This is a genomic window from Paraniabella aurantiaca, from assembly GCF_050309965.1.
Classification (GTDB): Bacteria; Bacteroidota; Bacteroidia; order Chitinophagales; family Chitinophagaceae; genus Niabella.
Map to the genome: position 1 here is coordinate 2,899,213 of NZ_JBLOSY010000001.1, position 25,283 is coordinate 2,924,495.

At 40.5% G+C, this 25,283-nt stretch carries 24 protein-coding genes and 5 tRNA genes; 19 read left to right on the forward strand and 10 right to left on the reverse strand.

What is annotated here, in order from left to right; all coding sequences use genetic code 11:
- Positions 1–36 precede the first annotated feature (36 nt).
- On the forward strand, positions 37–696 hold the full coding sequence (locus ACLOAU_RS12685) for a GLPGLI family protein (protein ID WP_427862243.1): 660 nt from the start codon (positions 37–39) through the stop codon (positions 694–696).
- Between the two features lie 46 nt (positions 697–742).
- On the opposite strand, the gene ACLOAU_RS12690 is transcribed toward ACLOAU_RS12685, so the two are convergent.
- Positions 743–1,096, reverse strand: coding sequence for a hypothetical protein (locus ACLOAU_RS12690; RefSeq protein ID WP_427862244.1), 354 nt, complete (start codon positions 1,094–1,096; stop codon positions 743–745).
- Between the two features lie 218 nt (positions 1,097–1,314).
- Between ACLOAU_RS12690 and ACLOAU_RS12695 the strand changes: the two genes are divergently transcribed.
- The 3 genes from ACLOAU_RS12695 to ACLOAU_RS12705 all read left to right on the forward strand — a co-directional run bounded on the left by ACLOAU_RS12695 (position 1,315) and on the right by ACLOAU_RS12705 (position 4,372).
- The gene (locus ACLOAU_RS12695; RefSeq protein WP_427862245.1) at positions 1,315–2,745 is read left to right on the forward strand and encodes a tetratricopeptide repeat protein; all 1,431 of its coding nucleotides are present in this window, start codon (positions 1,315–1,317) and stop codon (positions 2,743–2,745) included.
- 116 nt (positions 2,746–2,861) lie between these two features.
- The gene (locus ACLOAU_RS12700) at positions 2,862–3,635 is read left to right on the forward strand and encodes a phosphosulfolactate synthase (protein WP_427862246.1); all 774 of its coding nucleotides are present in this window, start codon (positions 2,862–2,864) and stop codon (positions 3,633–3,635) included.
- Positions 3,635–4,372, forward strand: coding sequence for a shikimate dehydrogenase family protein (locus ACLOAU_RS12705; protein WP_427862247.1), 738 nt, complete (start codon positions 3,635–3,637; stop codon positions 4,370–4,372). Before ACLOAU_RS12700 ends, ACLOAU_RS12705 begins: the two co-directional genes overlap by 1 nt.
- 49 nt (positions 4,373–4,421) lie before the next feature.
- On the opposite strand, the gene ACLOAU_RS12710 is transcribed toward ACLOAU_RS12705, so the two are convergent.
- On the reverse strand, positions 4,422–5,441 hold the full coding sequence (locus ACLOAU_RS12710; protein ID WP_427862248.1) for a hypothetical protein: 1,020 nt from the start codon (positions 5,439–5,441) through the stop codon (positions 4,422–4,424).
- Between the two features lie 165 nt (positions 5,442–5,606).
- Here ACLOAU_RS12710 and ACLOAU_RS12715 point away from each other — a divergent pair, with 165 nt between their 5' ends.
- Positions 5,607–6,113 (forward strand): ORF6N domain-containing protein, encoded by a 507-nt coding sequence (locus ACLOAU_RS12715; protein ID WP_427862687.1) that lies wholly within the window; start codon positions 5,607–5,609, stop codon positions 6,111–6,113.
- A gap of 197 nt (positions 6,114–6,310) precedes the next feature.
- Entirely contained in the window at positions 6,311–6,874 is a 564-nt protein-coding gene (locus ACLOAU_RS12720; protein ID WP_427862249.1) for an ORF6N domain-containing protein, read from the forward strand.
- A gap of 44 nt (positions 6,875–6,918) precedes the next feature.
- Here ACLOAU_RS12720 and ACLOAU_RS12725 read toward each other — a convergent pair whose 3' ends face one another.
- Together ACLOAU_RS12725 and ACLOAU_RS12730 are read right to left on the reverse strand one after the other, a co-directional pair.
- Positions 6,919–7,794 carry a cupin-like domain-containing protein gene (locus ACLOAU_RS12725; protein WP_427862250.1) on the reverse strand — a complete coding sequence of 292 codons (876 nt, stop codon included), beginning with the start codon at positions 7,792–7,794 and terminating at the stop codon, positions 6,919–6,921.
- A gap of 171 nt (positions 7,795–7,965) precedes the next feature.
- Positions 7,966–8,562, reverse strand: a complete 597-nt coding sequence (locus ACLOAU_RS12730) for a riboflavin synthase (protein WP_427862251.1) — start codon at positions 8,560–8,562, stop codon at positions 7,966–7,968.
- Positions 8,563–8,668: 106 nt separating this feature from the next.
- Here ACLOAU_RS12730 and rpsU point away from each other — a divergent pair, with 106 nt between their 5' ends.
- The 3 genes from rpsU (at position 8,669) to ACLOAU_RS12745 (ending at position 10,257) form a co-directional block, all read left to right on the forward strand.
- A complete protein-coding gene (gene rpsU / locus ACLOAU_RS12735; RefSeq protein WP_114789367.1) occupies positions 8,669–8,866 on the forward strand; it encodes a 30S ribosomal protein S21 in 198 nt (65 codons plus the stop codon).
- A gap of 54 nt (positions 8,867–8,920) precedes the next feature.
- On the forward strand, positions 8,921–9,829 hold the full coding sequence (locus tag ACLOAU_RS12740) for a tyrosine-type recombinase/integrase (RefSeq protein WP_427862252.1): 909 nt from the start codon (positions 8,921–8,923) through the stop codon (positions 9,827–9,829).
- Between the two features lie 128 nt (positions 9,830–9,957).
- Entirely contained in the window at positions 9,958–10,257 is a 300-nt protein-coding gene (locus tag ACLOAU_RS12745; RefSeq protein WP_114789365.1) for an HPF/RaiA family ribosome-associated protein, read from the forward strand.
- Between the two features lie 76 nt (positions 10,258–10,333).
- On the opposite strand, the gene ACLOAU_RS12750 is transcribed toward ACLOAU_RS12745, so the two are convergent.
- Entirely contained in the window at positions 10,334–12,808 is a 2,475-nt protein-coding gene (locus ACLOAU_RS12750; protein ID WP_427862253.1) for a TonB-dependent receptor, read from the reverse strand.
- Positions 12,809–13,257: 449 nt separating this feature from the next.
- On the opposite strand from ACLOAU_RS12750, the gene ACLOAU_RS12755 reads away from it, so the two are divergent.
- The 10 genes from ACLOAU_RS12755 to ACLOAU_RS12800 all read left to right on the forward strand — a co-directional run bounded on the left by ACLOAU_RS12755 (position 13,258) and on the right by ACLOAU_RS12800 (position 17,539).
- Positions 13,258–13,330: transfer RNA gene (locus tag ACLOAU_RS12755), tRNA-Thr, on the forward strand.
- 86 nt (positions 13,331–13,416) lie between these two features.
- Positions 13,417–13,499: transfer RNA gene (locus ACLOAU_RS12760), tRNA-Tyr, on the forward strand.
- A 77-nt stretch (positions 13,500–13,576) separates the two neighbouring features.
- Positions 13,577–13,649, forward strand: a tRNA-Gly gene (locus tag ACLOAU_RS12765).
- A gap of 89 nt (positions 13,650–13,738) precedes the next feature.
- Positions 13,739–13,813 (forward strand) — tRNA-Thr (locus ACLOAU_RS12770).
- Between the two features lie 97 nt (positions 13,814–13,910).
- Positions 13,911–15,098, forward strand: coding sequence for an elongation factor Tu (gene tuf, locus ACLOAU_RS12775; protein WP_427862254.1), 1,188 nt, complete (start codon positions 13,911–13,913; stop codon positions 15,096–15,098).
- Between the two features lie 63 nt (positions 15,099–15,161).
- Positions 15,162–15,232, forward strand: a tRNA-Trp gene (locus ACLOAU_RS12780).
- Positions 15,233–15,327: 95 nt separating this feature from the next.
- Positions 15,328–15,525: a preprotein translocase subunit SecE gene (secE, locus tag ACLOAU_RS12785; protein ID WP_114789362.1), complete on the forward strand. Its 198-nt coding sequence runs from the start codon at positions 15,328–15,330 to the stop codon at positions 15,523–15,525.
- Positions 15,526–15,528: 3 nt separating this feature from the next.
- A complete protein-coding gene (nusG, locus tag ACLOAU_RS12790) occupies positions 15,529–16,119 on the forward strand; it encodes a transcription termination/antitermination protein NusG (protein WP_427862255.1) in 591 nt (196 codons plus the stop codon).
- Between the two features lie 204 nt (positions 16,120–16,323).
- Positions 16,324–16,860, forward strand: coding sequence for a YMGG-like glycine zipper-containing protein (locus tag ACLOAU_RS12795; RefSeq protein ID WP_427862256.1), 537 nt, complete (start codon positions 16,324–16,326; stop codon positions 16,858–16,860).
- A gap of 109 nt (positions 16,861–16,969) precedes the next feature.
- Complete coding sequence (locus ACLOAU_RS12800; RefSeq protein ID WP_427862257.1) at positions 16,970–17,539, forward strand: DUF6799 domain-containing protein; 570 nt, start codon at positions 16,970–16,972, stop codon at positions 17,537–17,539.
- 63 nt (positions 17,540–17,602) lie between these two features.
- Here the strand turns inward: ACLOAU_RS12800 and ACLOAU_RS12805 are convergent, their stop codons facing one another.
- The 5 genes from ACLOAU_RS12805 to secA form a co-directional block, all read right to left on the reverse strand.
- Positions 17,603–18,319: a peptidase associated/transthyretin-like domain-containing protein gene (locus ACLOAU_RS12805; protein ID WP_427862258.1), complete on the reverse strand. Its 717-nt coding sequence runs from the start codon at positions 18,317–18,319 to the stop codon at positions 17,603–17,605.
- 64 nt (positions 18,320–18,383) lie between these two features.
- Positions 18,384–19,391 carry a cytochrome d ubiquinol oxidase subunit II gene (locus ACLOAU_RS12810; protein ID WP_427862259.1) on the reverse strand — a complete coding sequence of 336 codons (1,008 nt, stop codon included), beginning with the start codon at positions 19,389–19,391 and terminating at the stop codon, positions 18,384–18,386.
- Between the two features lie 8 nt (positions 19,392–19,399).
- Positions 19,400–20,737, reverse strand: coding sequence for a cytochrome ubiquinol oxidase subunit I (locus ACLOAU_RS12815; protein WP_427862260.1), 1,338 nt, complete (start codon positions 20,735–20,737; stop codon positions 19,400–19,402).
- 111 nt (positions 20,738–20,848) lie between these two features.
- On the reverse strand, positions 20,849–21,622 hold the full coding sequence (locus ACLOAU_RS12820) for a hypothetical protein (RefSeq protein WP_427862261.1): 774 nt from the start codon (positions 21,620–21,622) through the stop codon (positions 20,849–20,851).
- Positions 21,623–21,705: 83 nt separating this feature from the next.
- Entirely contained in the window at positions 21,706–25,032 is a 3,327-nt protein-coding gene (secA, locus tag ACLOAU_RS12825) for a preprotein translocase subunit SecA (protein WP_427862262.1), read from the reverse strand.
- Positions 25,033–25,283 lie beyond the last annotated feature (251 nt).

Genomic DNA, 25,283 nt, shown 5'->3' on the forward strand with positions numbered 1-25,283 from the left:
TTGTAGCGTCTATAGATCATGTTGAATTCAACTAAAATGAAAACTCGATTTTTACCAGTACTGGCGCTTGTATTAGCAGCTAAGTTGTCGGTAGCACAAAAAAAGCTAACTGAAGCTACGATATATTATGATATAGTGGTGAGTACAGACAATAATACCCCGCAAAAAGCCGATATGCTGGATGGCTCTACGAATATTGTGTCTGTAAAAGGAAATTTGAGCCGTTCGGAATTTGTAAGCTCGCTGGGTTCGCAGGTTACTATTTACGATGATAAAACTGGCACTGCTACTAGTTTCAAAGACTATGGCAAAAAGAAATTTCTAATAACCTATTCGGCAGCAGAGTGGAAATCTTCTAACAAGAGATATGAGAGTGTGACGTATAAGATCGAAAATGAGTTTAAAAAAATTGCAGGTTACCAGTGCCAGAAAGCAACCGGCAAACTTCCTGATGGAACTACTTTCAATGTTTTCTTTACGAAAGAGTTAATTCCTACTAATGCTAATTTTCAAAGTATTAACAAGGGTTTGCCCGGGTTGGCAATGCAATACGATGCAGCAAGAGGGAATGATAAAGTGACTTTTACTGTTTCTAATATTGAGTTTAACCCCGTGCCCCTGGCTAAGTTTGATATACCCAAAACCGGGTATCGGGTAATGTCCTATACCGAATTTAAAATGCAGAATAACAGATAAAAAAAATCCCGGCAGAACCGGGATTTTTTTTATGTGAAATTTTTTTTTATCTGCCTGAATAATTACGCAATATTTCATTTGGATTAAAAGTAAGCTTGTTCAAAATCGCTTTCTTTTTATAAGGGAGCAGATAGGTATTTTGCCCCTTCTGGAAACTCATAATATTCAGGTTTGAATAAGTTGCATTAGCTGTCGATTCAGTATTGATAAGGTTTTCACCTTTAAAATACATGCCCGATCGTAATGAAAAAGAATGCAACTGCTTCGATGATTTATTGTCTAGTGAAAAATTTTTGGGTTTTTCTTTACCGAAATCATCGGCAACTGCTTCCCCCTCTGCAAATGCCACTGCAGATAATGAAAAGAGAAACAGAAAGTTAAAAATAATGGCCTTTAGCATAACGTATGATTTAAAGACAATACAAAGATACGAAATTTTATGAGAATGTATAATAAATTTTAAATTTTTATTAACAATTGTTAAATGGTCAAATATCGGGCCGGAATAGTTTTTCACAATAGGAGGAAAACTTAGTTATGGTTTAGTTGTTGAACTGGTATAAATTAGTAATTGTTAATAGTTCGGTCGGACAGTTTTAATATTTAAAGAAGATTATTATGAGAGAATTTTCACAACACAACGAAGAGGAAGACCAGGAATTAGATGAACTGTTGCAACGATATGAAAACCTGAGAAAGGGAAGAGGCAGTTCTTACCTGGAAGAAGAAGCTTTCGAGAAAATTATCGAGCATTTCGAGTCACAGGAACAATATATAAAGGCTTATCAGGCTGTAGAGATCGCAACCGAGCAGTTTCCCTATTCGGCATCCCTGCTTATTAAAAAGGCTGATCTGTTGCTAAACCGGCGCCAATACGATGATGCGCTTACGCTGTTGGAGCAGGCGGCTATTTTTGACAACAGTAATATTGATATCTATATTTTAAAAACGGAGGTCTTCCTGGCATTGGATCGCCAGGAGGAAGCTGTTGCTTTGCTGAACGAAGCGCTTGAGCTGTTTGAAGGTGAAGACAGGGTGGAGTTGTTGTTTGAGCTGGCGGATGTTTATGATGACTATGAAGATTTCGACAAAGTTTTTGATTGTTTGAAAGAGATTCTTCAGCAGGAGCCGGATAATGAAGAAGCGCTTTATAAAATATGCTTTTGGACTGATTATACCGGGCGTAATGCGGAGAGTATAGAGATCCATAAGAAAATAATTGACGACTACCCTTATAATGAGCTCGCCTGGTTTAACCTGGGTGCCGCTTTTCAGGGTATTAAATTATACGAGAAAGCAATAGATGCCTACCAATATGCATTGGTTATTGACGAGAAAATGGATTACGCTTATCGTAATATCGGCGATGCCTATATACGCCTTAGGAAGTATAAGGATGCCATAGAAAGCCTCGAAAAAGTATTGGAGCTTTCCAAGCCGGAAGATGTGATTTATGAGGCCATTGGTTATTGTTATGAGAAGATGAAAAATTACGCCCAGGCCCGGTTCTATTATCGTAAAGCTTCGCATTTGAATCCGGAAGTAGGTTACCTGGCCTATAAAATGGCATTTACTTACTACAAGGAAGAGAAATATGAATTGTGTATAAAACAGCTGGAGACGGCTTTAAAACTCAAGCGCAATAAGGCTGAATATAATATTCTCATGGGCGAGTGTAAAATGCAATTGGGTTTTACAAAGGAAGCGATTCAATATTTTACCAATGTGGTAAGGTTGAAGCCGAAATCGGCTATTGGTTGGGAAGCGCTTATTAAGTGCCTGTATGATACGGGATACTATGAAGAAGCGTTAAAGCAGTTGGATAATGCGGTTATGATGACGAAAAACAAACCCGTATTTACTTATTACAAAGCGCTCTTGTACTTTGTAATGGGAAAAAGAAAAGAAGCCCTGCTGTATCTGGAAGAAGCATTGACAGATGCACCAGCTCAATTAAAAAAAATCATACAGATCAATCCCTCTATGCTTCAGCATCAGCAGGTAGCAGATCTCATTTTAAAGTATAAAAAGCGCAAAAGCAACAAATAGTTTTTTGTTATACCCCGTGTTTTATAATATGGGGTTTATATTGATATCGCTCATTATCTTTCCTATTATTGAACAATATATAATACATTTGCCGCTACACTAATTTGAATTAGGGAATGAAGTTTAATCTGACTCAACTACCAGAAAGGAATCAACAACCTCGAACCGCTGGTCTTACAATGGTGATGGATAAAGGCCTTAGCCTTGAAGAAGCTAAAAACTTTATGGATGTATCGCAGCCGCATGTAGATATTGTGAAGCTGGGTTTTGGTACAGCTGTAGTTACACCCAGACTTGAAGAGAAGATAGCTTTATATAAGTCGCATGGTATGGCTGTTTATTTTGGCGGCACCTTGTTTGAAGCCTACCTGGTACGCAACCAGATGCAGGATTATATTGATACCTGCAAATCTTTTGGCATTGACTACATGGAGGTAAGCGACGGATCAATTGAAATACCCCACGCAGAAAAGTGCGGTTATATAGAAAAGCTTACTAAGCACGGCACTGTATTAAGTGAAGTTGGGAGTAAAGACGCAACCCATATCATACCGCCCTATAAATGGATTGAGCTGATGCGCGCTGAACTGGAAGCTGGTTCTTCTTATGTGATAGCAGAGGCCAGGGAAGCCGGTAATGTAGGCATATATCGTGGCAGTGGTGAGGTGCGCGAAGGTTTAGTACAGGAAATTCTGACACAGATACCCGCAGAGAAAATTGTATGGGAAGCCCCTCAGAAAGCACAGCAGCTTTACTTTCTGGAACTGATCGGATGCAATGTAAATCTCGGTAATATACCACCCAATGAAGTAATAGCATTGGAAGCTATGCGTATTGGACTCCGTGGCGATACTTTTGATTTGTACCTGAACAAGAAAACTTCAGCCTGATGAACTTGTACGGGCTCATCGGCATGCCGCTGGCACAGTCTTTCTCCAAAAAATACTTTACCGAAAAGTTTGAAAAAGAAGGAATAGCTGACGCCGCATACGAATTATTTCCTCTTGAAAATATTTCTCTACTAAAGGATGTGCTGGCTACACAACCTGGCCTGAAAGGGCTGAATGTCACCATTCCTTACAAAGAGCAGGTGATCCCGTTTTTGTCTGGTTTGAACAAAGAAGCCGGGGAAATAGGCGCCTGTAACTGTATTAAAATAACAGGTGGGCAGCTAACCGGGTTCAACACAGATGCGCCTGCTTTCAAGCAATCCTTGTTGCCTCAACTTCAATCTAATCATAAGAAAGCACTGATATTGGGAACGGGTGGCGCAGCCAAAGCCGTGCTGTTCGTTTTGCAGAGTCTTGGAATTGAGTATGCATATGTATCACGTAGCAAAGGCGCCGGTTTTACTTATGATGAACTGAATAAAGCCATCGTACAGGAGTACCCGCTTATTATCAACGCTACCCCTTTAGGTAGCTTTCCTAAAGTAGATACTGCTCCCGATATACCTTATGAGTATCTGACTGCAGATAATTACTTATATGATCTCGTGTATAACCCGGCAAAGACCCTATTTCTTCAAAAAGGGGAGCAGCAGGGTGCTGCTATAAAAAATGGCTACGAAATGCTGGTAGGCCAGGCAGAACTAAGCTGGCAGATATGGAATGATGCCTCCCTATAGTAGTATAACCAACTTTAAAAGAGAGCGGCAATTTTGATTGATGCAATTGCTACATGAACAGCGCTAATTGTTGTGTAGGTCCCTGCTCTGGCTGCTTCTTTTGTTTTTTACCTTCGTTTGTTTCAACCGGTTTGTCGTTCTCGTAGTATTGATTCACCCTGTCGATGGTCATTCCTGTAATCCGTTCTGTTCCTTCGCTGTTGATCTTTTTATGGATGGATATCTGGCAATTAATAATGGTGCCGTTTTTAAACTCTACTTTACCGGATTGGACCAGTTTTTTAAATTCTTTAGATAGCATGGTAAATGAACGGGCTTTACCATTGTAAACGCCCACCCACTTATAATTACTTTTCTTGAGTACGGGAGATACAATTTCTATGTCTACATTGTCAATCTCTTCAGGCTCCAGTACATCCGAGGTTAATATCTGTTGCTCGAATTGTTGCCGCGTGATTGTTTTTTCCTGGGTTATTTTAGAACGCTGTTCATCTAAAGCGGTCAGTTGCACTCTATTAATCCGGGGATACTTTTTCAGGAGCTCAAAGAAATTGGAGCGGCGTTTTTTCAGCACATTGCTGGCATCCAGGTTGCTACAGCTGGCGATCATTTGCTGTATCCTTTTTTCAATCAATGTTTTCGTTTTCTCTTCAGTAAACTGTTCAAATTCGGGTGTTGCAGTTAACTGGTCGATGAGCTGTTTTGCCTCTTCGCTGCCCGAAGTAGCTAACGGATTAGCGATCATGGCTACCAAAACAGCGGTAGCAATGGTAATGGCAACCGGGCCGGTTTTGTTATCTTTTTTTAAAGCTACTTTAAAGCGCCACCTGAATCCTTTTTCAGCCAACGGTGCTGTTTCTATATGAATACTCAGCCGGAAACGTGCTGCTACTTCTTTGATCAATGCCAGTAATTCATACTCACATTTATTTTGAACTAAGGCATCCATTAAATGCGTTTCTTCTTCGAAATAGTATTGTACTTCGATGCAATTACTGCCTGTATATACTTGTACGTTAGGTTCGCTCATTGCAATATCCTCTTTTCTAAGGCCGCGAAAGTAATGCATTTTTGGCGGAGGCATGCTGAAATGCTACGTGTACCCTGTGATCGCATGGGAAATTCAGAAAATGTAGAAAGATTAGTAAATTTGGGATAGCTAACAACCATAAATAAACAAATAACCGCATGAAAACGAAATGTTGATAGCCGACGACCTCCTGTTATCAAAAATATTACAGATCAGAAAGTGATGATTGACAGAGATCTGGCTGAAATGTATGGAGTGGAAACCAGAAGACTAAATGAGCAGGTGAAACGTAATGCCGATCGCTTCCCTGAAAATTTCGCATTCAAACTTACTGAGGAAGAAGTGGAATTGATGGTGTCGCAAAATGCGATACCATCCAGGCAGATTTTGGGCGGCTCATCGCCTAACGCTTTTACGGAGCATGGTGTACTGATGTTGGCCAATGTGTTAAAGAGTAAGAAAGCTATCGGAGTGAGCTTAAAAATTATCGACATTTTCGTTCGGTTGAGGGAAGCGCTAATGGACAATCCGGATATCTTATTAAAGCTCGAAAAACTGGATCGTAAACTTCTTGGTATTGGCCATGATGTAAAAATGCATGATGGCGAAATCGAAACGATTTTTGAATTGATCAAAGAAATCATGGAAGAAAAAATGCGTCCCCGTCCTCGCAATCCCATCGGGTTTCAAACACAAACCACACAAAAGTAGAACGCTATTAAACTTTTCTACAACTTAAAAGTATAGAGAGGTAATTACGTAACTGTGGCCAGTTCTTTAGTCAAGTACCGGGGTGATTTTTCCAGGGTTTCGATACTCATATGCTCGCAATAACCTGGAAATTCAGAAAATGTAGAAAGATTAGTAAATTTGGGATAGCTAACAACCATAAATAAACAAATAACCGCATGAAAAACGATGTATTAATAACCGACGACCTTCTGCTGTCAAAAATATTACAGATCAGAAATCAGAAAGTGATGATTGACAGAGATCTGGCTGAAATGTATGGAGTGGAAACAAGGATTTTGAATCAGGCCGTAAAAAGAAATCTAAAGAGATTTCCTGAAGATTTTATGTTCCAAATGACAGAAGAGGAACTTGATAATTGGAAGTCTCAAAATGTGATATCCAATAAAGAAAAAATGGGTTTACGTAAATTGCCAAATGTTTTTACGGAACAAGGTGTAGCAATGCTATCTGGCGTACTCAATAGTGATATCGCTATAGAAGTAAATATTCGCATTATGAGGGTATTTACAAAACTCAGGGAGTCAATGCTGGCAAATAGGGAAATCTTATTAAAGCTCGAAAAACTGGATCGTAAACTTCTTGGTATTGGCCATGATGTAAAAATGCATGATGGCGAAATCGAAACGATTTTTGAATTGATCAAAGAAATCATGGATGAAAAAATGCGTCCCAGGCCCCGTAATCCTATCGGGTTTAAAACACAATCTGGTCAAAAATGAAAGATTGCATAAACCTTTACACCATATTTTTAAAAATGGGATGATTATTTAGCTGCGGCCAGTTCCTTAGCCGCATATTGGTATAATTTTTCTTTCTTACGGTCGTACCACCATTTGGGGGCAGTTTTTTTCATCAGGGTGTCGATATTGCGCATGCCAAATAGATTCCATACGCCATTTAGTTTACCACCGATGCTGCTTTGTAAGGCGCGAAGGCTCATGGCGAAGCCGGCATCAATATACTCCATATGATGCCAGTATCCTGCAGGCATAAATAAAGTATCTCCGTGCTCCAGTACCGCTTCGAAGCCTTTAGCCAGCTTTACGGCAGGAAAATTCTCGTAATCAAATCGTTCGTTATAATTCGCATAGTTGGCCAGGCTTAATACTTCCCAGGGTTTCCTGTATAGTTTGTGCTGCTCTTCAAAAGGAAATAATAATACCCTCTTACGTCCCGCAAACTGCGTATGTAAAATATGGCTGAGGTCTATATCAAAGTGCATATGTGTAATGGCGCCTTCTCCGCCTACAAATAACATCGGGAATCTTTTCACAAAGCCTTTCATGTATTCATCCGGCCAGGTAAAATCCTGTACAATCTGTGGCGCATGCTGAAATATATTGAAGAGGAAAATGCGCAGGTCAACAGGCCCTTTTTTCACCATTTGCAGGTATTCGCCAAATTTCATGTAGGCGTCTGCCGTGTTAATAGGTGTATAAGAATCACTCTTTACATTGTTGTATACACCTACTTCTTTTTCTCCCACAATGTCAATAAAATAATCCCAATTCCACTTGTTGTAGGCTGACCATTGCTTTGCAAGTCCCTTAATGATCAGCGGTTGATTGGTGTTGTAATAGTTCGTTTTAAAGTCGCTGGGAGAAATACTCTCAACCGTTGGAATGGGTCTTAGATTCATCGCTTCTTATTTAAACAAGCTACAAAAATATGTAACAAAAGAAATAATACTGAAAAAAAATGACAGGCGGCAGAAGTAGCAAACCTTAGTGATACCTGCTAGTGTATTTACCCGAAAAGGAAATTTTTCTGAACTGTGGTGGTTTACACCGTTAGATACCAATACCGCATCTCAGAAGTGTTGATTCAGTTCGTTACTACGCATAATATATTTTCCTATCACGTCAAATTCGATATTGACAATACTATTTTCCGATACCTGTTTAATATTGGTGTGATTGTAGGTATAAGGGATAATTGCTACCTTGAAGCTTGTTCTTTTGACCTCAAAGACGGTTAGACTGATACCGTTAATGCAAGCCGACCCTTTTTCTATAACCAGCGGAGCAAACTTTTCGTCAAACTGGAATTCGTATTCCCAGCTGCCTTCTTTTTCTGATACAGCAATGCATCGCGCCGTGCCATCTACATGCCCCTGTACGATATGCCCATCAAGTCGTCCGTTCATGATCATACAGCGCTCCAGGTTTAATAAATCGCCCTCCTTCAATGTGCCCAGGTTGGTTTTATTTAAGGTTTCGTCAATTGCTGTCACCGAATGGATGCTTCCCGCTACAGATTCTACGGTGAGACATACACCGTTATGACTTATACTTTGGTCTACCTTTAACTCGTGACTGATAGGGCTTTCTACCCAGAAAGTTTTATTACTGCCTACAACGGCTACTTTTTTTACTATTCCTGAGGCTTCAATAATACCTGTAAACATGGCGCTAATTTCTACACAATAACATAATATCCAAAATATTTGTTTGTAAAAAAGAATATACTATCTTTGCACTCTTAAAAAATTTACCAAAGGAGGTATATAAATTATGTTAATTATTGATTCTAAAGACTGCGAAAACATTGATAAAGCGCTGAAAAAGTACAAGAAGAAATTTGAAAAATCTAAGGTTCTTTTACAATTGCGTGAACGTCAAAGCTTTACAAAGCCATCTGTGAAACGCCGTGGAGAGGTTTTGAAAGCCGTTTACAAGCAGCAGATCGCCAGCGGTAAAATCGAATTATAATTAGAATAAGATTTTAAATAAATTGCAGTCCTACATTATTGTAGGACTTTTTTTATGCCTGATACGGATACACTTAATAAGCAAATCGACACTTTTATCAATTTTCTAAAATTTGAGAAAAGATTTTCACAGCATACGATATTGGCCTACAACACCGACTTGAAGGATTTTAACTTGTTTTTGCTACGTATATTCGATGGTATTTCTTTTACTGAATTGAATTACCAACATGTAAGAAGCTGGTTGGCTGACCTCAAAGAGAATAAACTTACCTCACGGAGTATTAACCGGAAGATATCTACGCTTAAGTCTTTTTTTAAATATCATCTCAAACACGGAAATATCCAGGCCAATCCTATGGCTAAAATTGTTACTCCTAAGACGAGTAGGCGCTTACCTGTGTTTATTAAAGAAGATGATGTTATGGTATTGAAGGAAAGAGTAGGTATTGCCACAGAAGACTGGAAAACCCTGAATGAGAAAATGTTGATGATGCTTTTTTATGCTACAGGAATGCGTTTAAGCGAGCTGATTAACCTGAAGGAAAGCCAGGTTGATTTTAGCAGGCAGCAGCTTAAAGTTTTGGGCAAGGGTAATAAAGAGCGTAGTCTCCCCCTTACCAGGGATGTATTAAAAGATATACAGGAATATATAGCGCTAAAAAGAAAGGAGTTTGAACAACCGGCAGCGGAATTGATGGTTACGGAAAAGGGTAAAAAAATGTATCCTAAATATGCCTATCTCCTGGTTAAGAAACTACTTTCTGAAGTAGCAACACTGGATAAAAAAAGTCCGCATGTGCTGCGGCACACATTTGCTACCCACCTGGTTAATAATGGAGCCGAGCTCAATGCGGTTAAGGAATTACTCGGGCATTCCAGCCTGGCAGCTACCCAGGTTTATACACACAATACAATCGACAAACTAAAAGAGGTGTATAAAAATGCTCACCCCAAAGCCTGAAATTTATATAAAAACTTTAGCAAATATTTTTTTGAGAATCGATGTTGTTTTTAGTAACTTTAGTTTATAGCTAAAGCAGTTCTTTGAAAAGAATTTATTTCGATTATTCACTCTTAAATATATGAACTATGAATGTAAACATTCAAACGGTTAATTTCAATGCCGATCAGAAACTTATTGAATTGGTGAGCCGAAAAATGGAGAAGTTAAATACGTTTCATGATCGCATTATTGAGTCGGATGTGTTTTTAAAACTGGATAACGTGGTACATAACATTAAGGACAAAATCGTGGAGATAAAAGTGCATGTGCCGCGTCATAGTTTCTTTGTTAAATCAACCAGTAAGTCATTTGAAGAGTCATTTGAAGCTGCTTTTGACTCATTGGTAAACCAGGTTAAAAGGCGAAAAGAAAAAATGATTGCTTAAATAAAATACTGAAAGCCCCACGCTACAGGCGTGGGGCTTTTTTGTGCCCGTTATTTTTCCTGTTTTCTGAAGAAACTTAGCTGGTTCTTACCCTGCCTTTTTCCGATTCAGACCCACCCGATTGTCGTATGTTAAGTGTTTTGCCTTTATTAAATCGGTAGGCAAAGCTTATGGTGAATACACGGCTATCCAGCTTGCTTAGCCAGTTGGCTCTTGAGTTGGCTATATTCCGGATATCTCCTCCTGGTTGATTGGTATAAAAAACGTCTGATAAGTTTAATCGTACCGTGCCGTTCCCTTTCAGCACTTTTTGTGAAAGACCCGTACGCACCTGCCATACAGGTATGGTAAGGAACTGGCCCGACAAAATTCTTGTTTGATAAGAGCCGGCTAGTTCAGCGCTTAAATTCTTCGTTATAGTAAATTGATTGGTTGGCCCTACATACCAATACCACCTGTTTTCATCCAATGTCTGGCCATACAGTGTTGACTCAAAACCTACATTTTTGAACTCGGTATAAATTTGTAAGGTCCACCATTTATAAGGTTGCAGGTTGGCATTCACAGTAAGGCCAAAAACCGTTTGCTGCCCATAGTTACCGGGTCTGCTATAATATACGGTACCTTTTTGTTCGTTGGTTTCCTGTATCAGATTTTTAATAATACTGTATTCAAGAGATGTGGTGATCTTGTTTTTATAAGTGTGCGATAATTCCAGGTTGTAAGAGTAGGTGGGAACCAGAAAAGGATTGCCGCCATAATAAGTAAACCGGTCGATAGGGTAGGTAAAGGGATTCAGGTCCTGGTAATCAGGCCGGTCAATCCTCCTGCCTATAGAAAGACCCAATTGATGTTTTTGTGCACTATCCAGGCGATAAGCCAGGTAAAGGGTGGGGAACAGGCCTGTGTAGTTTCTTGTAAAGCTGGAGTCTGCAATCAAAGGATTGCCCAACTGGTGTCCGTCTATCCTGGTGTTCTCCAGCCTCATGCCCAATTGCAGGGAAAGCTTTTCCCAGTCCCTGGAGTAGTTTAAATAACCGGCATTAATATTCTCCTTATACTTGAAGCGATTGGAGAATTCATAATTGGGAGTTGCTATTCCACTTTCTACATCAAAGAATGATGCAGTATTGTCGGTATTTACAAAGCTGCTTTTAACGCCCAATTCTATCTTACCTATTTTTTCCAAAGGATGAACATAATCTAACTTGGCTGTTTGTATTTTGATAGTTGCCGGAAGCGTAGATTCTAAAAGGGATTGCTCCGTTAAAACACCACCAGGTGTAAAGCTGCTGTTAGTAAGACTTTGCGTTTGGTCTGCACGGTAGGAAATATAATCGGCATTAGCGGTTAGTTCTTTTCCTTTCTCATCAATTTTATAGCTATAGTTTAGATTTATACTCCCGTTTGACCATTTTCTGTCAGATTCGCTTACCGCCTTAATCAGGGCGGTGGACGTGTTATTGGCATCCAGTACTTGTGCATTATTGAGTATGCCTGATTTCCCGGGATTAATAAAGCCTGACAGTACGGCTCCGAGGGTAGACTTTTTACTCAGATAATAGTCTGCACCAATCCTGGCGTTCTGACCTGTGAATTTTCTTTTGATGTAGGAGTTCTGAGAAAATCCTGAATTGTATGTTCCATCAGGCTTGTAATAGTACCGGTTAATGGTAAGGTCCTGGTAGTTATTATTCTGATTCCAGCTAAAATTGCTGAAGAGATTGAATTTGTTGATACGATAATTAAAATTAAAGCTGTTGTTGGAACGCAAGTATCTTCCCTGCCCGTAACTAAGATTGATACCGCCATTTAATCCCCTTGCTGTATTCTTTTTTAGTTTAATATTGATGATGCCTGCATTGCCGGCAGCATCATAACCGGCCGGAGGAGTAGTCATTAATTCAATGGCATCGATAGAGCCGGAGGGTAGTGACCGTAAATAATTAGCCAGATCGCCAGCGGCCATATAAGTAGGCTTATTGTCGATAAATACCATCACTCCTGATTTGCCCTTCATGGAAATATTGCCATCTATATCAACCAGCACTCCGGGAGCTTTTTCAAGTACATCCAGCGAGGTCGTACCGGCATTGCTGATCAGTGCATCGGGGTTTACTACCACCCGGTCAATTTTCTTTTGTATAAATGGTCTGGCGGCCGACACTTTAACTACTTTCAGCTCGTTTGCTTTTGGTATTAGTTGAATGGGAGGCAGATTGATATCCTGTTTACTAATATCGATAAGTTTACTATAATAAGATTGGTAGCCGATGTGGGTAATATGTAAAATATAAACCCCTTCTTTTAGTTGGTTAAAGTCAAATTTGCCTGTAGTGTCTGGAATGGTCGTTTTAACCAATACAGAGTCTTTGGCTAACAGGAGATTCAAAACAGGTTGTTCACCTGTCGCTAATCCTTCTAATTGTCCTTTAATAGTGGCTTGTCCCCATATAGTGCAGCTGGTAACGAGCAATAATAACAGGAGCGGCACTTTTTTTAAAGCGGTGCGTGTTTTCATGAGCACAAATACAGTTGTCAATGGTTTCATATTATGGTGACCTGGCTTATCCTACCTCACCTTTATCCGTAAGCACTGAAGCAGATGCCTCCAAATTATAAAAATTCAAATACCCGGTAGAAGTAAAATGGATAGATGGTTGATTTTAAGGATTGAATGGCTTTTCGTTTCATAAAATGACCAGGGTTTACAAATTCTGAAATATGATTTAAAAGGGGCGGATGGTAATAGTTAAACAATCAGTAGAAAATTTGGTTGTTCTTAAAGGATAAATGCTTTATTCCTGTACTTAAAGTGTATAATTATCAATGGACGGGCAAGGGAAAAGTCTGACAGAATAAATTTTTATAAAAATATTGTATGGGTATTTTGAGGTTTGGAAAATTCCCCCTACTTTTGCCTTCCAAATTTTGAGGGTGCTATTAATTGTATATCTACAGAATAGCTAAAAACTGAAAAATTTAGTTCTTTATTTAAAAGCCGAAGTAGCTCAGTTGGTAGAGCAGCTGATTTGTAATCAGCAGGTCGCGGGTTCGACTCCCTTCTTCGGCTCAGTTAAGTTAGCAAGTTAACTGGTTGACATGATGACAAGGATATTCCTTTTCAACTTTTCAACCTCTCAACTTTTCAACTAACATGGGTAGTTGGCCGAGTGGTTAAAGGCGACAGACTGTAAATCTGTTCTCTCACGAGTACGGAGGTTCGAATCCTTCACTGCCCACTTTCTAAATTAGCGATGTGCTAATGAAGAGTAGTTCTTTGAATTTCAAATCGGAAATTTCTGATTTGAAATTATTAGCGGGAGTAGCTCATTTGGTAGAGCGGTAGCCTTCCAAGCTTCAGGTGGCCGGTTCGAGCCCGGTCTCCCGCTCTTTGTAGATGACAGAGATGAGATGACGGATGACAGCGATGGAACGAAAACTGTCAACTTACAACAGTCAGCTGTCAGCTTAGACAAACGCTGTTGTAGCTCAGGGGTAGAGCACTTCCTTGGTAAGGAAGAGGTCGAGAGTTCAATTCTCTTCAACAGCTCCAACTGTGTACAGTAGTACAAACAGGCGACACAACAAGGCTTTTAGTAAATTTGCTGTATCGTACAAGAATATAAAAACAACTTTAAAAACAGATAACAATGTCAAAAGAGACCTTTAAGAGGGAGAAACCCCACGTAAACATTGGTACTATTGGTCACGTTGACCATGGTAAAACAACTTTGACTGCAGCTATTACTGAAGTTCTTGCGAAAAAAGGTTTAGCTACTGCAAAGAAATATGACGATATCGATGGTGCACCTGAAGAAAAAGAAAGGGGTATCACAATTAATACTGCTCACGTAGAATATCAAACTGACAGCCGTCACTACGCACACGTTGACTGCCCGGGTCACGCTGACTACGTAAAAAATATGATCACTGGTGCTGCTCAGATGGATGGCGCTATCCTTGTAGTTGCTGCTACTGACGGTCCTATGCCTCAAACTAAAGAACACATCCTTTTGGCTGCACAGGTAGGTGTACCTAAAATGGTGGTTTTCTTAAATAAAGTTGATTTAGTAGACGATTTAGAACTTTTGGATCTTGTTGAAATGGAAGTTCGTGAAGAGTTAACTAAACGTGGTTTTGATGGTGATAACACTCCAATCATTAAAGGTTCTGCAACTGGCGCATTAGCTGGTGACGAAAAATGGGTTGGTGCTATCACAGAATTGATGGATGCGGTTGATACTTACATTCCTCTGCCTCCACGTCCAATTGATCTTCCAATGCTGATGTCTGTAGAAGATGTATTCTCTATCACTGGTCGTGGTACAGTTGCTACAGGGCGTATTGAAAGAGGTAAAATCAAAACCGGTGATCCAGTTGAGATCGTAGGTTTGATGGAAAAACCTTTAACATCTACTGTAACAGGTGTTGAGATGTTCCGCAAAATATTAGACGAAGGTGAAGCTGGTGATAACGCAGGTTTATTATTACGTGGTATTGAGAAAACTCAAATCCGTCGTGGTATGGTAATTTGTAAGCCAGGTTCTATCACTCCTCACACTGAGTTTAAAGGCGAAGTTTACGTATTGAGCAAAGATGAAGGTGGTCGTCACACTCCATTCTTCCAAAAATACCGTCCTCAGTTCTACTTCCGTACAACTGACGTAACAGGAGAATGTTCTTTACCAGAAGGTACAGAAATGGTTATGCCTGGTGATAACACTACCTTAACTGTAAAATTAATCACTCCAATCGCGATGGAAAAAGGTTTGAAATTTGCGATTCGTGAAGGTGGTCGTACAGTAGGTGCTGGTCAGGTAACTGAAATCATCAAGTAAGAATTACTTTCTTTGAAATACTACAATTAGCTAATTAGCATTCGCTGATTAGCTAATTAGTTTACGGGCATCGTCCAATGGTAGGATACCGGTCTCCAAAACCGTTGATCTGGGTTCGAATCCTAGTGCCCGTGCAAACATTCCGTTGTTTGATATTTAAAGTTTGAAGTTAGATGGTGGCTATAAGCCGGAACTTTAAACCTTGAATCTTGAACTTTAAACTTTATAGATGAACAAGTTCGGCAATTATTTAAAAAATAGCTATAAAGAATTAGCTGAAAAAGTAACCTGGCCCGATTGGGCTCAGTTACAGCAGTCTACTATGATTGTATTGGTTGCTACCATCCTCATTACGCTTTTAGTTTGGATCATGGACTTTTTAGCGGGTGGTGGCCTTAACTTCTTGTACAAAATATTATACAGCTAAGAAATGGTAGAGAATATCGTTGACAATAAACCCGCAGAAGCTCCGCAGCCGGATACCAAATGGTATGTATTGCGTGTAGTGAGCGGTAAAGAGCGTAAGGTTAAGGAGTATCTGGATAAGGAAATTTCTCGCAGCCCATTCGAAAAAGTTGTTAAGCAGGTATTTCTGCCTGTTGAAAAGGTATACAAGGTGCAGAATGGTAAGAAGGTAATGCGCGAAAGAAACTACTATCCTGGTTATGTAATGATCGAAGTGCAGGATGGTAAGATGAGCGATGACCTGCGTGATTTGGTAGTCGGAACGAATAGTGTCATTCATTTTTTAGGAAAAGATAACCCGATTTCATTACGTAAAGCTGAAGTAAATAAGATGCTGGGTCGTATGGATGAAATGAACGAAGCGGGTGGCGTGAGCATGGTGGAGCCTTACATTGTTGGTGAAACTATTAAGATTGTTGAAGGTCCGTTTAACGACTTTAATGGAATTATTGAAGAGGTGAATGATGAGAAGAAGAAGTTGAAAGTTATAGTGAAAATATTCGGACGTTCAACACCGGTGGAGTTGAACTACATGCAGGTAGAAAAGATTATTTAATCTGTTTTATAGAAGTTTGTTTATGGGCCGTTTCGTAAGAAACGGCTTTTTTATTTAAGGTATGTAATTATATGGTGCAATTGATATTGATTTTCAATGGCCTGTGGCTATTAGGTTTTTTTTAAGATTTTACGGACAACCCATTTGGCATAGTTTTTTGTCTATAGGGTGTTAGATCATTATTACCAGACAAAATTATTTTTTATGAAAAAGTTCAGCATTATATTAATTGCAGCAGTATTATCTACTTTCTTTATAATGTCATGCACCAGCAGGAAAAAAGATGCTGAGGCAGGCGCTGCACAAGTACAGGATACCCTTGGATTGGCAGAATACCAGAAGTGGAAAATGGAAAGCGAAATACGTGAAAAGATTGAAGCAGAAAAAGAATTGGAAAACAATGCTGTGGCCGCAGCGGCCGCCACACGGAAATCTTCGGCATCCAGTAGCTCGAGATCAGGAAACAGAGTTTACAGAAGTAGCGGTAGCAGCCGTGGAACCAGTAGTTCTTCAGGCTCGGGAACTGCATCAGCTCCGGCTCCGGCCCCTCAAAGAAAGGGAATGAGTCATACTGCTAAAGGAGCAATAGTAGGAGCTGCTTCAGGTGCGGTAATCGGAGCTGTAGCGAATAAGAATAACAGGTTAGGTGGCGGTGTTGTAGGAGGTGTTATTGGCGCAGCAACCGGTGCTGGTGTGGGTGCTATAGTAGATAAAAAAGAAAGACAAAGAAACGGTTACTAGTATGCATTAGCAACAAGCAAAAGCGGTTTTAAACCGCTTTTGTCATATATATTCCTTATTTTTAACTACTTCCGGTTAATAATTATTTACCGGAACCAAACTTAAACAAATGAAAAAACTATTACTGATGGCTGCAGTAGCTTCCATAGCTGTAGCATGCAACAATGAAGCTAGTCAGACTGAAACAAGCGATTCGGTTGCAATTACTCCTGTTGACACATTACCGGTAACAGAAACCGTCTCAGACTATAAAGAAGGCGATGTAATTAAGAAAGATGGTCAGTTAGTGGTTTATACCAATGGTGCCTGGGTAGCGGTAGAAAAAGACCTGGTTTTGGACAATGGTGTTACAGTAAAAAAGAGCGGCGAAATCGTTGACAAAAATGGGAGAACTATCGTTCTGGAAGACGGAGAAAGGGTGACTAAAACGGGGTTGTTTTTTAACCGTGCCGGTGCCGCTGTAGAAGATGCATGGGATGCTACCAAAAGAGGTGTGACTAACGCAGCTGAAGCTACAGGAAATGCTGTAGAAAAGGGTTATGATGCCACTAAGAAAGGAGTAGAAAAAGCGGCAGATGCTACCAAAGAAACAGCCGAAGATGTGGGCCAGGCGATAAAGAAAGGCGCCAATAAAGTGGGTGATAAAGCGAAAGAATTAAAAGAAGACCTTAAAAAATAGTCAAGTATTTTTTGGTTATGTTTTGATAAAGGTGAGGCCTTGCGCCCACCTTTTTTTATTGATCTATTTTGCTGTGTTGGTCTTTTGGAACTCCTTAAATTTATCACTAACATAAGTGATCAGTTCTGCCCTGTTGCGCTGCCGGCAGAATTCGTAAGAAGGTCGATATTGATTCATAAAGGTTTTGAGCGCTTCATCTTTAAGACCCGTTAAAGAGCTCACCCAGGCTGGTGAAAACACGTAGTCGACATACGCATCTTCCTCCTGTTTCAGCAACCGTGTCTTTAGCCGCTTATTGGCTTTACGTTCCTTCGAAAAAATAGCAGAAGGACTTAATACAATGCCTGCACCTGCAGAAGGAGTATGACCGCCGGTTACACCCAACGGCTTTTCATAAGCATAGCTATATTCCTGCCTTCTGCGGATAGAGTCCCTGCGATAATCCGCCATAACTGTTACCCCGCTTAAAAATGCAGCTCTTTCGATGAGTGCAGCATCATAACCCGATATAAAGAACTGTTCCTGAACCCGAACCGTATCGCTGATATAGCCATTGAAGGAAAAAACCAGGCTGTCATTTTCATTAGCCTTTATGATATAATAACCGCTATTGTCTGCTGATACCGACGAACGGCTACTGATATTGGTTACAGTAGCACTGGGTAAAGGGGATATGGTATCATAAGTAAAATTATTCACTCTTCCTTTCACTGTTTTTTGTGCAGCAAGCGGTAGTATGGCAATCAGCAGGCAAAATGTAATTATGTAGCGGGTAATCATATATAAATGTAAGTGTTATGTATATGCAGGTGGCTGCTTCCGGCAATAATTGTTTGTTAAAGGCCTATTCTTCTGTTCGGCTGGAAAAACTATATAACAGGTAAAACAATGAGGGCAATATTAAAACACTACCGGCAAGCAAGGCTATACCCAGCGCCCTGATGGTTTTTTCTGCTCCTTGTTGAGCCAATAATGACAGCCCTTCCGTATTTTTTAAGTTAACCAACACGGGGTAATGTTCATAGGTAATAGCTACGAGCAACAGGGTTACCTGTGCGCCGGCAATTACCCTGATCAGTTTGGTTTGCCTGGTAAATAAGGAGGCCCACATCCAGACCAGCGAGCCAATGGCCAATACTACACAGATAATACTTACCGAATTCCCAAAAAGCCAGTGCTCCAGCGGAATGTCTTCCACCCGGGCAGCTATAAATACCAATACCGCGGCTGCCAGGGCTGCAATACTCATGTGTTTTGATTTGGCGATAAATCGTTTCTTATCTTCATCAGATTTTGTTTCCCCAATAATAAATATAGCTGCTAAAAAACCGCAGATGATAACTGTAAAAATGCCAACGGCAAAAGGAAATGGTGCCAGCCAGCTAAAAACATAGGCATCCAGGAAGTTGTCCGCATGAGGGTCAATTCTGCCCGATACAGCGCTACCGGCAATAATGCCCAAAAACAGGGGGGTGATGACACTGGAGTACATAAAAGTTTTGGAATATACTACCTGCATTTTGTCTTTTACCGCGTCATAGTTTCTAAAAGTAAAGGCTGTTCCCCTGGCGATAATGCCCAGCAACATGATAGTTAAAGGTATATGGAGATAAACCGACATCGTTGTGTAGATGACAGGAAATCCCACAAAAAGTATCACAATGGCAATAATCAACCACATATGATTAGCTTCCCAAATAGGCCCGATAGCTCTATACATTACTTTACGTGTTCTGTCTTTACTTTTCGGTGTCGAAAGAAATTCCAGCACACCAGCGCCAAAATCAGCTCCACCCATTAATACGTAAAGCAAAACTGAAGCCCACAAATATGCCATTACTACGTAAATCATAAAAGCCTTTAATGGTTATCGGGTAATGAATTGTCTGCAGCTGTATCGTATAAAACGCCCACCATTTTTACCTGGCGGTACAACAGAATCATTACAATAATGCTGAGCGAAAGATATACAGCAGTGAAAATATAAAATGAATAAATAATACCAGGCATGGGCGTAACGGCATCAGATGTTCGCATAAAGCCATACATGATCCAGGGCTGCCTTCCTACTTCTGTAACCATCCAGCCGGCTTCTACCGCAATAAACCCTGCAGGAATAACCAGTACAAACATTTTCAGCAACCATCTTTTTTGAAGCCAGTTCTTCTTTCTCCATAAAATAAAAAGATACAGGAAGGCGATCAGCATCATTGCCACACCCAGCATTACCATTACCTGGAAAGAGTAATGCACTACCGCTACAGGAGGACGTTCATTTTTGGGAATTTTGTCCAGGCCTGTTACCTCAGTATTGAAATCGCCATGGGCCAGGAAGCTCAATGCCCCGGGAATTTTCAACGCATATTTTACCGTTTCTGTTTTTTCATCAGGAACGCCACCTATGATCAATGCTGCTTTTTCTTCTGTTTTAAAATGAGCTTCCATGGCAGCGAGCTTTGCAGGTTGTCTCTTCGCTACATCCTTGGCCGAAAAGTCTCCACTCAAAGGTTGGAGAATGGCGCTAACAGCAGCGAATACGGCGGCGATTCTAAAAGCTTTTGTATGAAACTGTACATTCTTTCCCTTCAATATCATTAGTGCGTGTACTCCGGCTACAGCAAAGCTGGTAGCCACGGTAGCAGCTAACACCATGTGTATCGATTGGGAAAGCCATGCATCGTTAAACATAGCAGCTATTGGATCTGCGTTAATATATTGCCCGTTCACATATTCGAATCCGGTAGGGCTGTTCATCCACGCGTTGGCTGCCACCACCAATATGCCCGAAGCCAACCCGCTTAATCCTACTACTACACCCGTGAACCAATGAAACCACCTGTTAAATCGATTCCATCCATACAAATAAAAACCTAATGCAATGGCTTCAATAAAGAAGGCGGTTCCTTCCAAAGAAAAAGGCATACCGAAAATAGGACCTGCGTGTTTCATAAACTCCGGCCATAATAAGCCGAGCTCAAAAGACAAAACAGTGCCCGAAACTGCACCTGTTGCAAAGAATATGGCCACACCCCGGCTCCAGGCCCGGGTTACATTTTTATAGGTTATGTCACCTGTCTTTAACCACTTATAATGCGACACAGCCATAAAGAATGGCATGATCATTCCGATACATGCGAAAATGATGTGAAAGCCAAGAGAGAGCGCCATTTGCGAACGAGCCGCCAGAAAATCATCCATAGTGAGCATGGATTTAGACAAGAATAAGTTATCGGCTACAAAGGTACGGCAGATCAGTTGTAATTTGTATTACAATATAGCGGACAGATGTTTTGCGATCCGTTCCTTTGATTAAGGACAGTAAGAAAGGAGATAGGTTGTGTGTCCCTTGCTATCTGTTTTTTCTATTACATCAAGCGCCTTATAAATGCCGCTTGTGTTTTGTTTTAATAATGCTATACCTGTCTTATACTTTTTAAGCAAAAAGACTAACGCCGCTTCGCGGCTGGCGTGGCTCCAGGATATCAGCTCATTGAACTCATCTACTAGCTGCTGTGGAAATGTGGGCTGATAGCTAACAGATGTACCATCAGGCTGAATGTGTTTAATACCGGCTCTTCTGGCATAGAAAGTATTAAAGCTTAGTGCTTCTTCTTTATTTATTAGTATAAGGGCATAAGCTGTGCCCCTGGGCGTTATTATGTATCTGATGTAATGAGGAGCAATTATTACCTGGTCAATAAAGCCATACAGGTCTCCACTGGAGGGTGGTTGCTCGTTGGTGTGGATATGTATATCTGCAAATCGATTCTGAATACCCGGTATATAACCACTATTGATGTTGCCCGTACTTACCTGGGAGTTAACCAGGTTTCCGGCAGAATCTCTGCCAAAGGAAATGACATACTCTTTATAATGGGTTGACTGGGCATTTTTGATTAATGCAACTGCGCTAACATGGTTAGACGTTTGAGCAAGCAGGGTAGCAGCCTGGGCGGCCTTGCCCGAAAGAATGCAGATATTAGCATTGGTAGTATCGCAAACTCCGGTATAAGTTGAGGAACTGTAATCGCTGTTAAACTGCCATAGAAAAGGAGTAAGGGATAATAATGCTGCGATCCTCATGAGGTATTGGTTATTATGTTCAGATACATCAACATATTAGTTTCCATAAAAAATCCCTTCGGAGAGAAGGGATTTTACAAATTTTATTCTGCGCCTTTACCATGGCATTGTTTGAATTTTTTTCCGCTACCACAGGGACAAGGATCATTACGACCTATTTTGGGTCCTACGCGCACAGGCTCTTGTTTAACCGGCGGCGCTGATGGATCGAAATAGTCGTTTTCGTTTGCCGCATAATCATCGCCCGCTGCATCAATCTCATCTTTATTAGCACTTAATTTACTCAGGTCGGTTTTTTCCTGGCGACCCTCTCTTATTTCATTGCTTTCCTGCTGATCGGGTAAATTAGCCTGTGTCAGGAAGGAAATAATATCTTTATTCAGAGTAGTCGTCATGTTATTAAACAACTGGAAGGCTTCGACCTTATAAATTACCAATGGGTCTTTTTGCTCCAGGTAGGCTGTTTGTACACTTTGTTTTAGATCATCCATTGCACGCAAATGCTCTTTCCATGCATCATCTATTACCGCCAGGGTGATCGACTTTTCCATGCTGGAAACAAGCGCCTTCCCATTGGTTTCAACTGTTTTGTCTAACGGGGCGAGTACGTTGATTCCTTTACGGCCATCCGTAAATGGTACTACCACATTTTCGATATGAGGCCCCTGAGCTGTACGGATATTCTTAAATACAGGTACTGCTTTCTGGCCTATAGCTTCAGTATGTTGGTTGTAACGTTGAGTCGCTTCTTCGTATAGTTTATCAATCAGCTTATTTTCCGAAGTCGTATTAAACTCATCAGCAGTAATGGCTGTATCCATACCAAAGTTTACTATACAAGCCAGCTTGAAACCTTCATAGTCGTCCTGCTCTTTGAAAGAATTAACTACGCTTTCAGCTACTATTGAGAAGGCACTATCAATATCCAGTGAAAGGCGCTCTCCGAATAAGGCGTGATTTCTCTTTTCGTAAACAGCATTTCTCTGTTTGTTCATTACATCATCATACTCCAGTAATCTTTTACGAATACCAAAGTTATTTTCCTCCACTTTCTTCTGCGCACGCTGAATGGAGTTGCTGATCATGCTGTGCTGAATTACATCGCCTTCTTTGTAACCCAATTTATCCATCATACCCGCAATACGATCACTACCAAACATACGCATCAGGTCATCCTCAAGAGATACGTAAAACTGCGAGCTTCCCGGATCTCCCTGGCGACCGGCACGACCACGCAGCTGTCTGTCAACGCGTCGGCTTTCGTGTCGCTCTGTACCAATAATGGCTAAACCGCCTGCATCTTTTACACCTGGCCCCAACTTGATATCGGTACCACGACCGGCCATGTTAGTGGCAATGGTTACCGCACCTGCCAATCCTGCTTCAGCAACAACACTGGCTTCGCGTGCGTGCTGTTTGGCGTTTAATACATTGTGCGGAATTTTCTTTTGTTGCAACATGCGGCCTAAAAGCTCACTTATTTCCACTGAAGTAGTACCTACCAGTACAGGGCGTCCTGCATTGCGTAATATCTCAATTTCATCAATAACCGCCTTATACTTTTCACGTTTGGTTTTATAAACGAGATCCTGCTTGTCATCCCTTATAATCGGAACGTTGGTTGGGATGTTTACTACGTCCAGTTTATAAATACTCCAAAGTTCTGCTGCTTCTGTTTCAGCCGTACCCGTCATACCACCTAATTTGTGGTACATACGGAAGAAGTTTTGAAGTGTAACTGTAGCGTAAGTTTGGGTAGCTGCTTCGATCTTTACATTTTCTTTAGCTTCCAATGCCTGGTGTAAACCATCACTATAACGGCGACCATCCATGATACGGCCTGTTTGTTCGTCTACTATTTTGATAGCGCCATCGATTACCACATACTCTACATCTTTTTCAAACAGCGCATAGGCTTTCAATAACTGTTGTACCGAATGAATACGATCGGCTTTCTGGGAATAATCATTAAGAATATGTTCTTTTTGTCTTAATTTATCTTCAGACGACGCATCACTTCTCTCAATGTCGGCAAGGCTTATACTGATGTCTGGTAGCACAAAGAATTCAGGGTCTTCTCCCGATCTTGTAATGGTTCCCAAACCTTTTTCTGTAAGATCTACCGATTTGTTTTTTTCATCGATCCTGAACAATAATTCAGAATCAATAATATGCATATTACGCTCCTGGTCCTGCAGGTAATAATTTTCTGCTTTTTGCAATTTTACTTTAATACCCGGCTCACTTAAGAACTTGATGAGCGGTGTATATTTGGGCAAACCTCTGAACGCGCGGAACAGATGAAGTCCTCCTGTTTTAGGATCATCTTCACCTTTTTCAATTAATTTCTTAGCTTCATTTAAAGCGTTTCTTACAATGCGCTCCTGCTCAATAAATAATTGCTGTACGCGTGGTTTATGAATATGATATTGCTGGTCATCTGCTTTATCAACAGGACCACTTATGATCAATGGAGTACGCGCATCATCGATTAAAACGCTATCCACCTCATCAACCATAGCATAATGATGCTTACGTTGTACCATTTCATCGGCCGTATGCACCATGTTATCACGCAGGTAATCGAAACCAAATTCGTTATTGGTTCCGTACGTAATATCTGCCAGGTATGCATTTCTTCTGGCTGCAGTATTAGGCTGATGTTTATCAATACAATCTACTCTCAAACCCAGCCATTCGAAAATAGGGCCGTTCCATTCCTGGTCACGACGTGCCAGGTAATCGTTCACTGTTACAATATGCACACCCTCCCCAGCCAGGGCATTCAGGTAAGCAGGCAAGGTAGATACGAGCGTTTTACCTTCACCGGTAGCCATCTCTGCAATTTTTCCGCTATGTAAAACAGCGCCTCCTATTAACTGTACATCGTAATGTACCATGTTCCAGTTCACAGTGTTTCCTGCAGCGGTCCATGAATTATTAAAAATAGCATTATCGCCATCAATAGTAATATACTCACTTCTAACACTTAATTCACGGTCAAGATCAGTAGCTTTAGATACCACTTTTTCATTTTCTTTAAACCTCCGCGCCGTTTCCTTCATTACCGCAAAAGCTTCCGGCATAATTTCTTCAAGAACCGCTTCAATTTCTTTATCGCGATTCTTCTTCAGGTCATCTACCTGCTTGTATATATTATCTTTTTCGAGCAATGCCTCATGAGACAAACTTTCTGCATTGGCATTCAGTGTAGTGATCTCTTCGTCAATTTTACTAAGACGTTCTTTAATACGCTGTCTGAACTCCTGTGTTTTATAACGAAGCTCATCATTGCTTAAAGACTGGTATTGATTAAAAAAGCTGTTTACTTTTTCAACAACCGGCTGAAGTTTTTTAGTGTCTTTCTCTGACTTACTACCGCCGAAAATTTTTGATAAGAAACCAAACATGTTAATATATTAATAATTAAAATCTTTTTAAAGAAATATCCTTGTCAAAAACAGTGCTTATGTTAAAAGTACAGACAATTTGACAGGGCTGCAAAGATACGAAAATTGGCCGGCATACAGAGGGCGCATCCTCTTAACTACTTTATAATAAACGATTGCTCTTATTATTTTAAACTAATTACCTGCAACACTGTTCTGATAGGTTTAAGGAAATTTTAAGCGGAATGCATTAAAATGATATTATCAAATTA

What these genes read in the sequence shown, in the direction of transcription:
- ACLOAU_RS12800 (WP_427862257.1), top strand. Translation starts at nt 16,970, where the DNA reads ATGAAAAAACTATTACTGATGGCTGCAGTAGCTTCCATAGCTGTAGCA.
- ACLOAU_RS12700 (WP_427862246.1), top strand. Translation starts at nt 2,862, where the DNA reads ATGAAGTTTAATCTGACTCAACTACCAGAAAGGAATCAACAACCTCGA.
- ACLOAU_RS12725 (WP_427862250.1), bottom strand. Translation starts at nt 7,794, where the DNA reads ATGAATCTAAGACCCATTCCAACGGTTGAGAGTATTTCTCCCAGCGAC.
- ACLOAU_RS12810 (WP_427862259.1), bottom strand. Translation starts at nt 19,391, where the DNA reads ATGATTTACGTAGTAATGGCATATTTGTGGGCTTCAGTTTTGCTTTAC.
- ACLOAU_RS12720 (WP_427862249.1), top strand. Translation starts at nt 6,311, where the DNA reads ATGAAAAACGATGTATTAATAACCGACGACCTTCTGCTGTCAAAAATA.
- ACLOAU_RS12805 (WP_427862258.1), bottom strand. Translation starts at nt 18,319, where the DNA reads ATGATTACCCGCTACATAATTACATTTTGCCTGCTGATTGCCATACTA.
- ACLOAU_RS12705 (WP_427862247.1), top strand. Translation starts at nt 3,635, where the DNA reads ATGAACTTGTACGGGCTCATCGGCATGCCGCTGGCACAGTCTTTCTCC.
- secA (WP_427862262.1), bottom strand. Translation starts at nt 25,032, where the DNA reads ATGTTTGGTTTCTTATCAAAAATTTTCGGCGGTAGTAAGTCAGAGAAA.
- ACLOAU_RS12745 (WP_114789365.1), top strand. Translation starts at nt 9,958, where the DNA reads ATGAATGTAAACATTCAAACGGTTAATTTCAATGCCGATCAGAAACTT.
- ACLOAU_RS12740 (WP_427862252.1), top strand. Translation starts at nt 8,921, where the DNA reads ATGCCTGATACGGATACACTTAATAAGCAAATCGACACTTTTATCAAT.
- ACLOAU_RS12710 (WP_427862248.1), bottom strand. Translation starts at nt 5,441, where the DNA reads ATGCATTACTTTCGCGGCCTTAGAAAAGAGGATATTGCAATGAGCGAA.
- ACLOAU_RS12750 (WP_427862253.1), bottom strand. Translation starts at nt 12,808, where the DNA reads ATGAAACCATTGACAACTGTATTTGTGCTCATGAAAACACGCACCGCT.
- ACLOAU_RS12685 (WP_427862243.1), top strand. Translation starts at nt 37, where the DNA reads ATGAAAACTCGATTTTTACCAGTACTGGCGCTTGTATTAGCAGCTAAG.
- tuf (WP_427862254.1), top strand. Translation starts at nt 13,911, where the DNA reads ATGTCAAAAGAGACCTTTAAGAGGGAGAAACCCCACGTAAACATTGGT.
- ACLOAU_RS12815 (WP_427862260.1), bottom strand. Translation starts at nt 20,737, where the DNA reads ATGGATGATTTTCTGGCGGCTCGTTCGCAAATGGCGCTCTCTCTTGGC.
- nusG (WP_427862255.1), top strand. Translation starts at nt 15,529, where the DNA reads ATGGTAGAGAATATCGTTGACAATAAACCCGCAGAAGCTCCGCAGCCG.
- ACLOAU_RS12795 (WP_427862256.1), top strand. Translation starts at nt 16,324, where the DNA reads ATGAAAAAGTTCAGCATTATATTAATTGCAGCAGTATTATCTACTTTC.
- rpsU (WP_114789367.1), top strand. Translation starts at nt 8,669, where the DNA reads ATGTTAATTATTGATTCTAAAGACTGCGAAAACATTGATAAAGCGCTG.
- ACLOAU_RS12695 (WP_427862245.1), top strand. Translation starts at nt 1,315, where the DNA reads ATGAGAGAATTTTCACAACACAACGAAGAGGAAGACCAGGAATTAGAT.
- ACLOAU_RS12820 (WP_427862261.1), bottom strand. Translation starts at nt 21,622, where the DNA reads ATGAGGATCGCAGCATTATTATCCCTTACTCCTTTTCTATGGCAGTTT.
- ACLOAU_RS12690 (WP_427862244.1), bottom strand. Translation starts at nt 1,096, where the DNA reads ATGCTAAAGGCCATTATTTTTAACTTTCTGTTTCTCTTTTCATTATCT.
- ACLOAU_RS12730 (WP_427862251.1), bottom strand. Translation starts at nt 8,562, where the DNA reads ATGTTTACAGGTATTATTGAAGCCTCAGGAATAGTAAAAAAAGTAGCC.
- secE (WP_114789362.1), top strand. Translation starts at nt 15,328, where the DNA reads ATGAACAAGTTCGGCAATTATTTAAAAAATAGCTATAAAGAATTAGCT.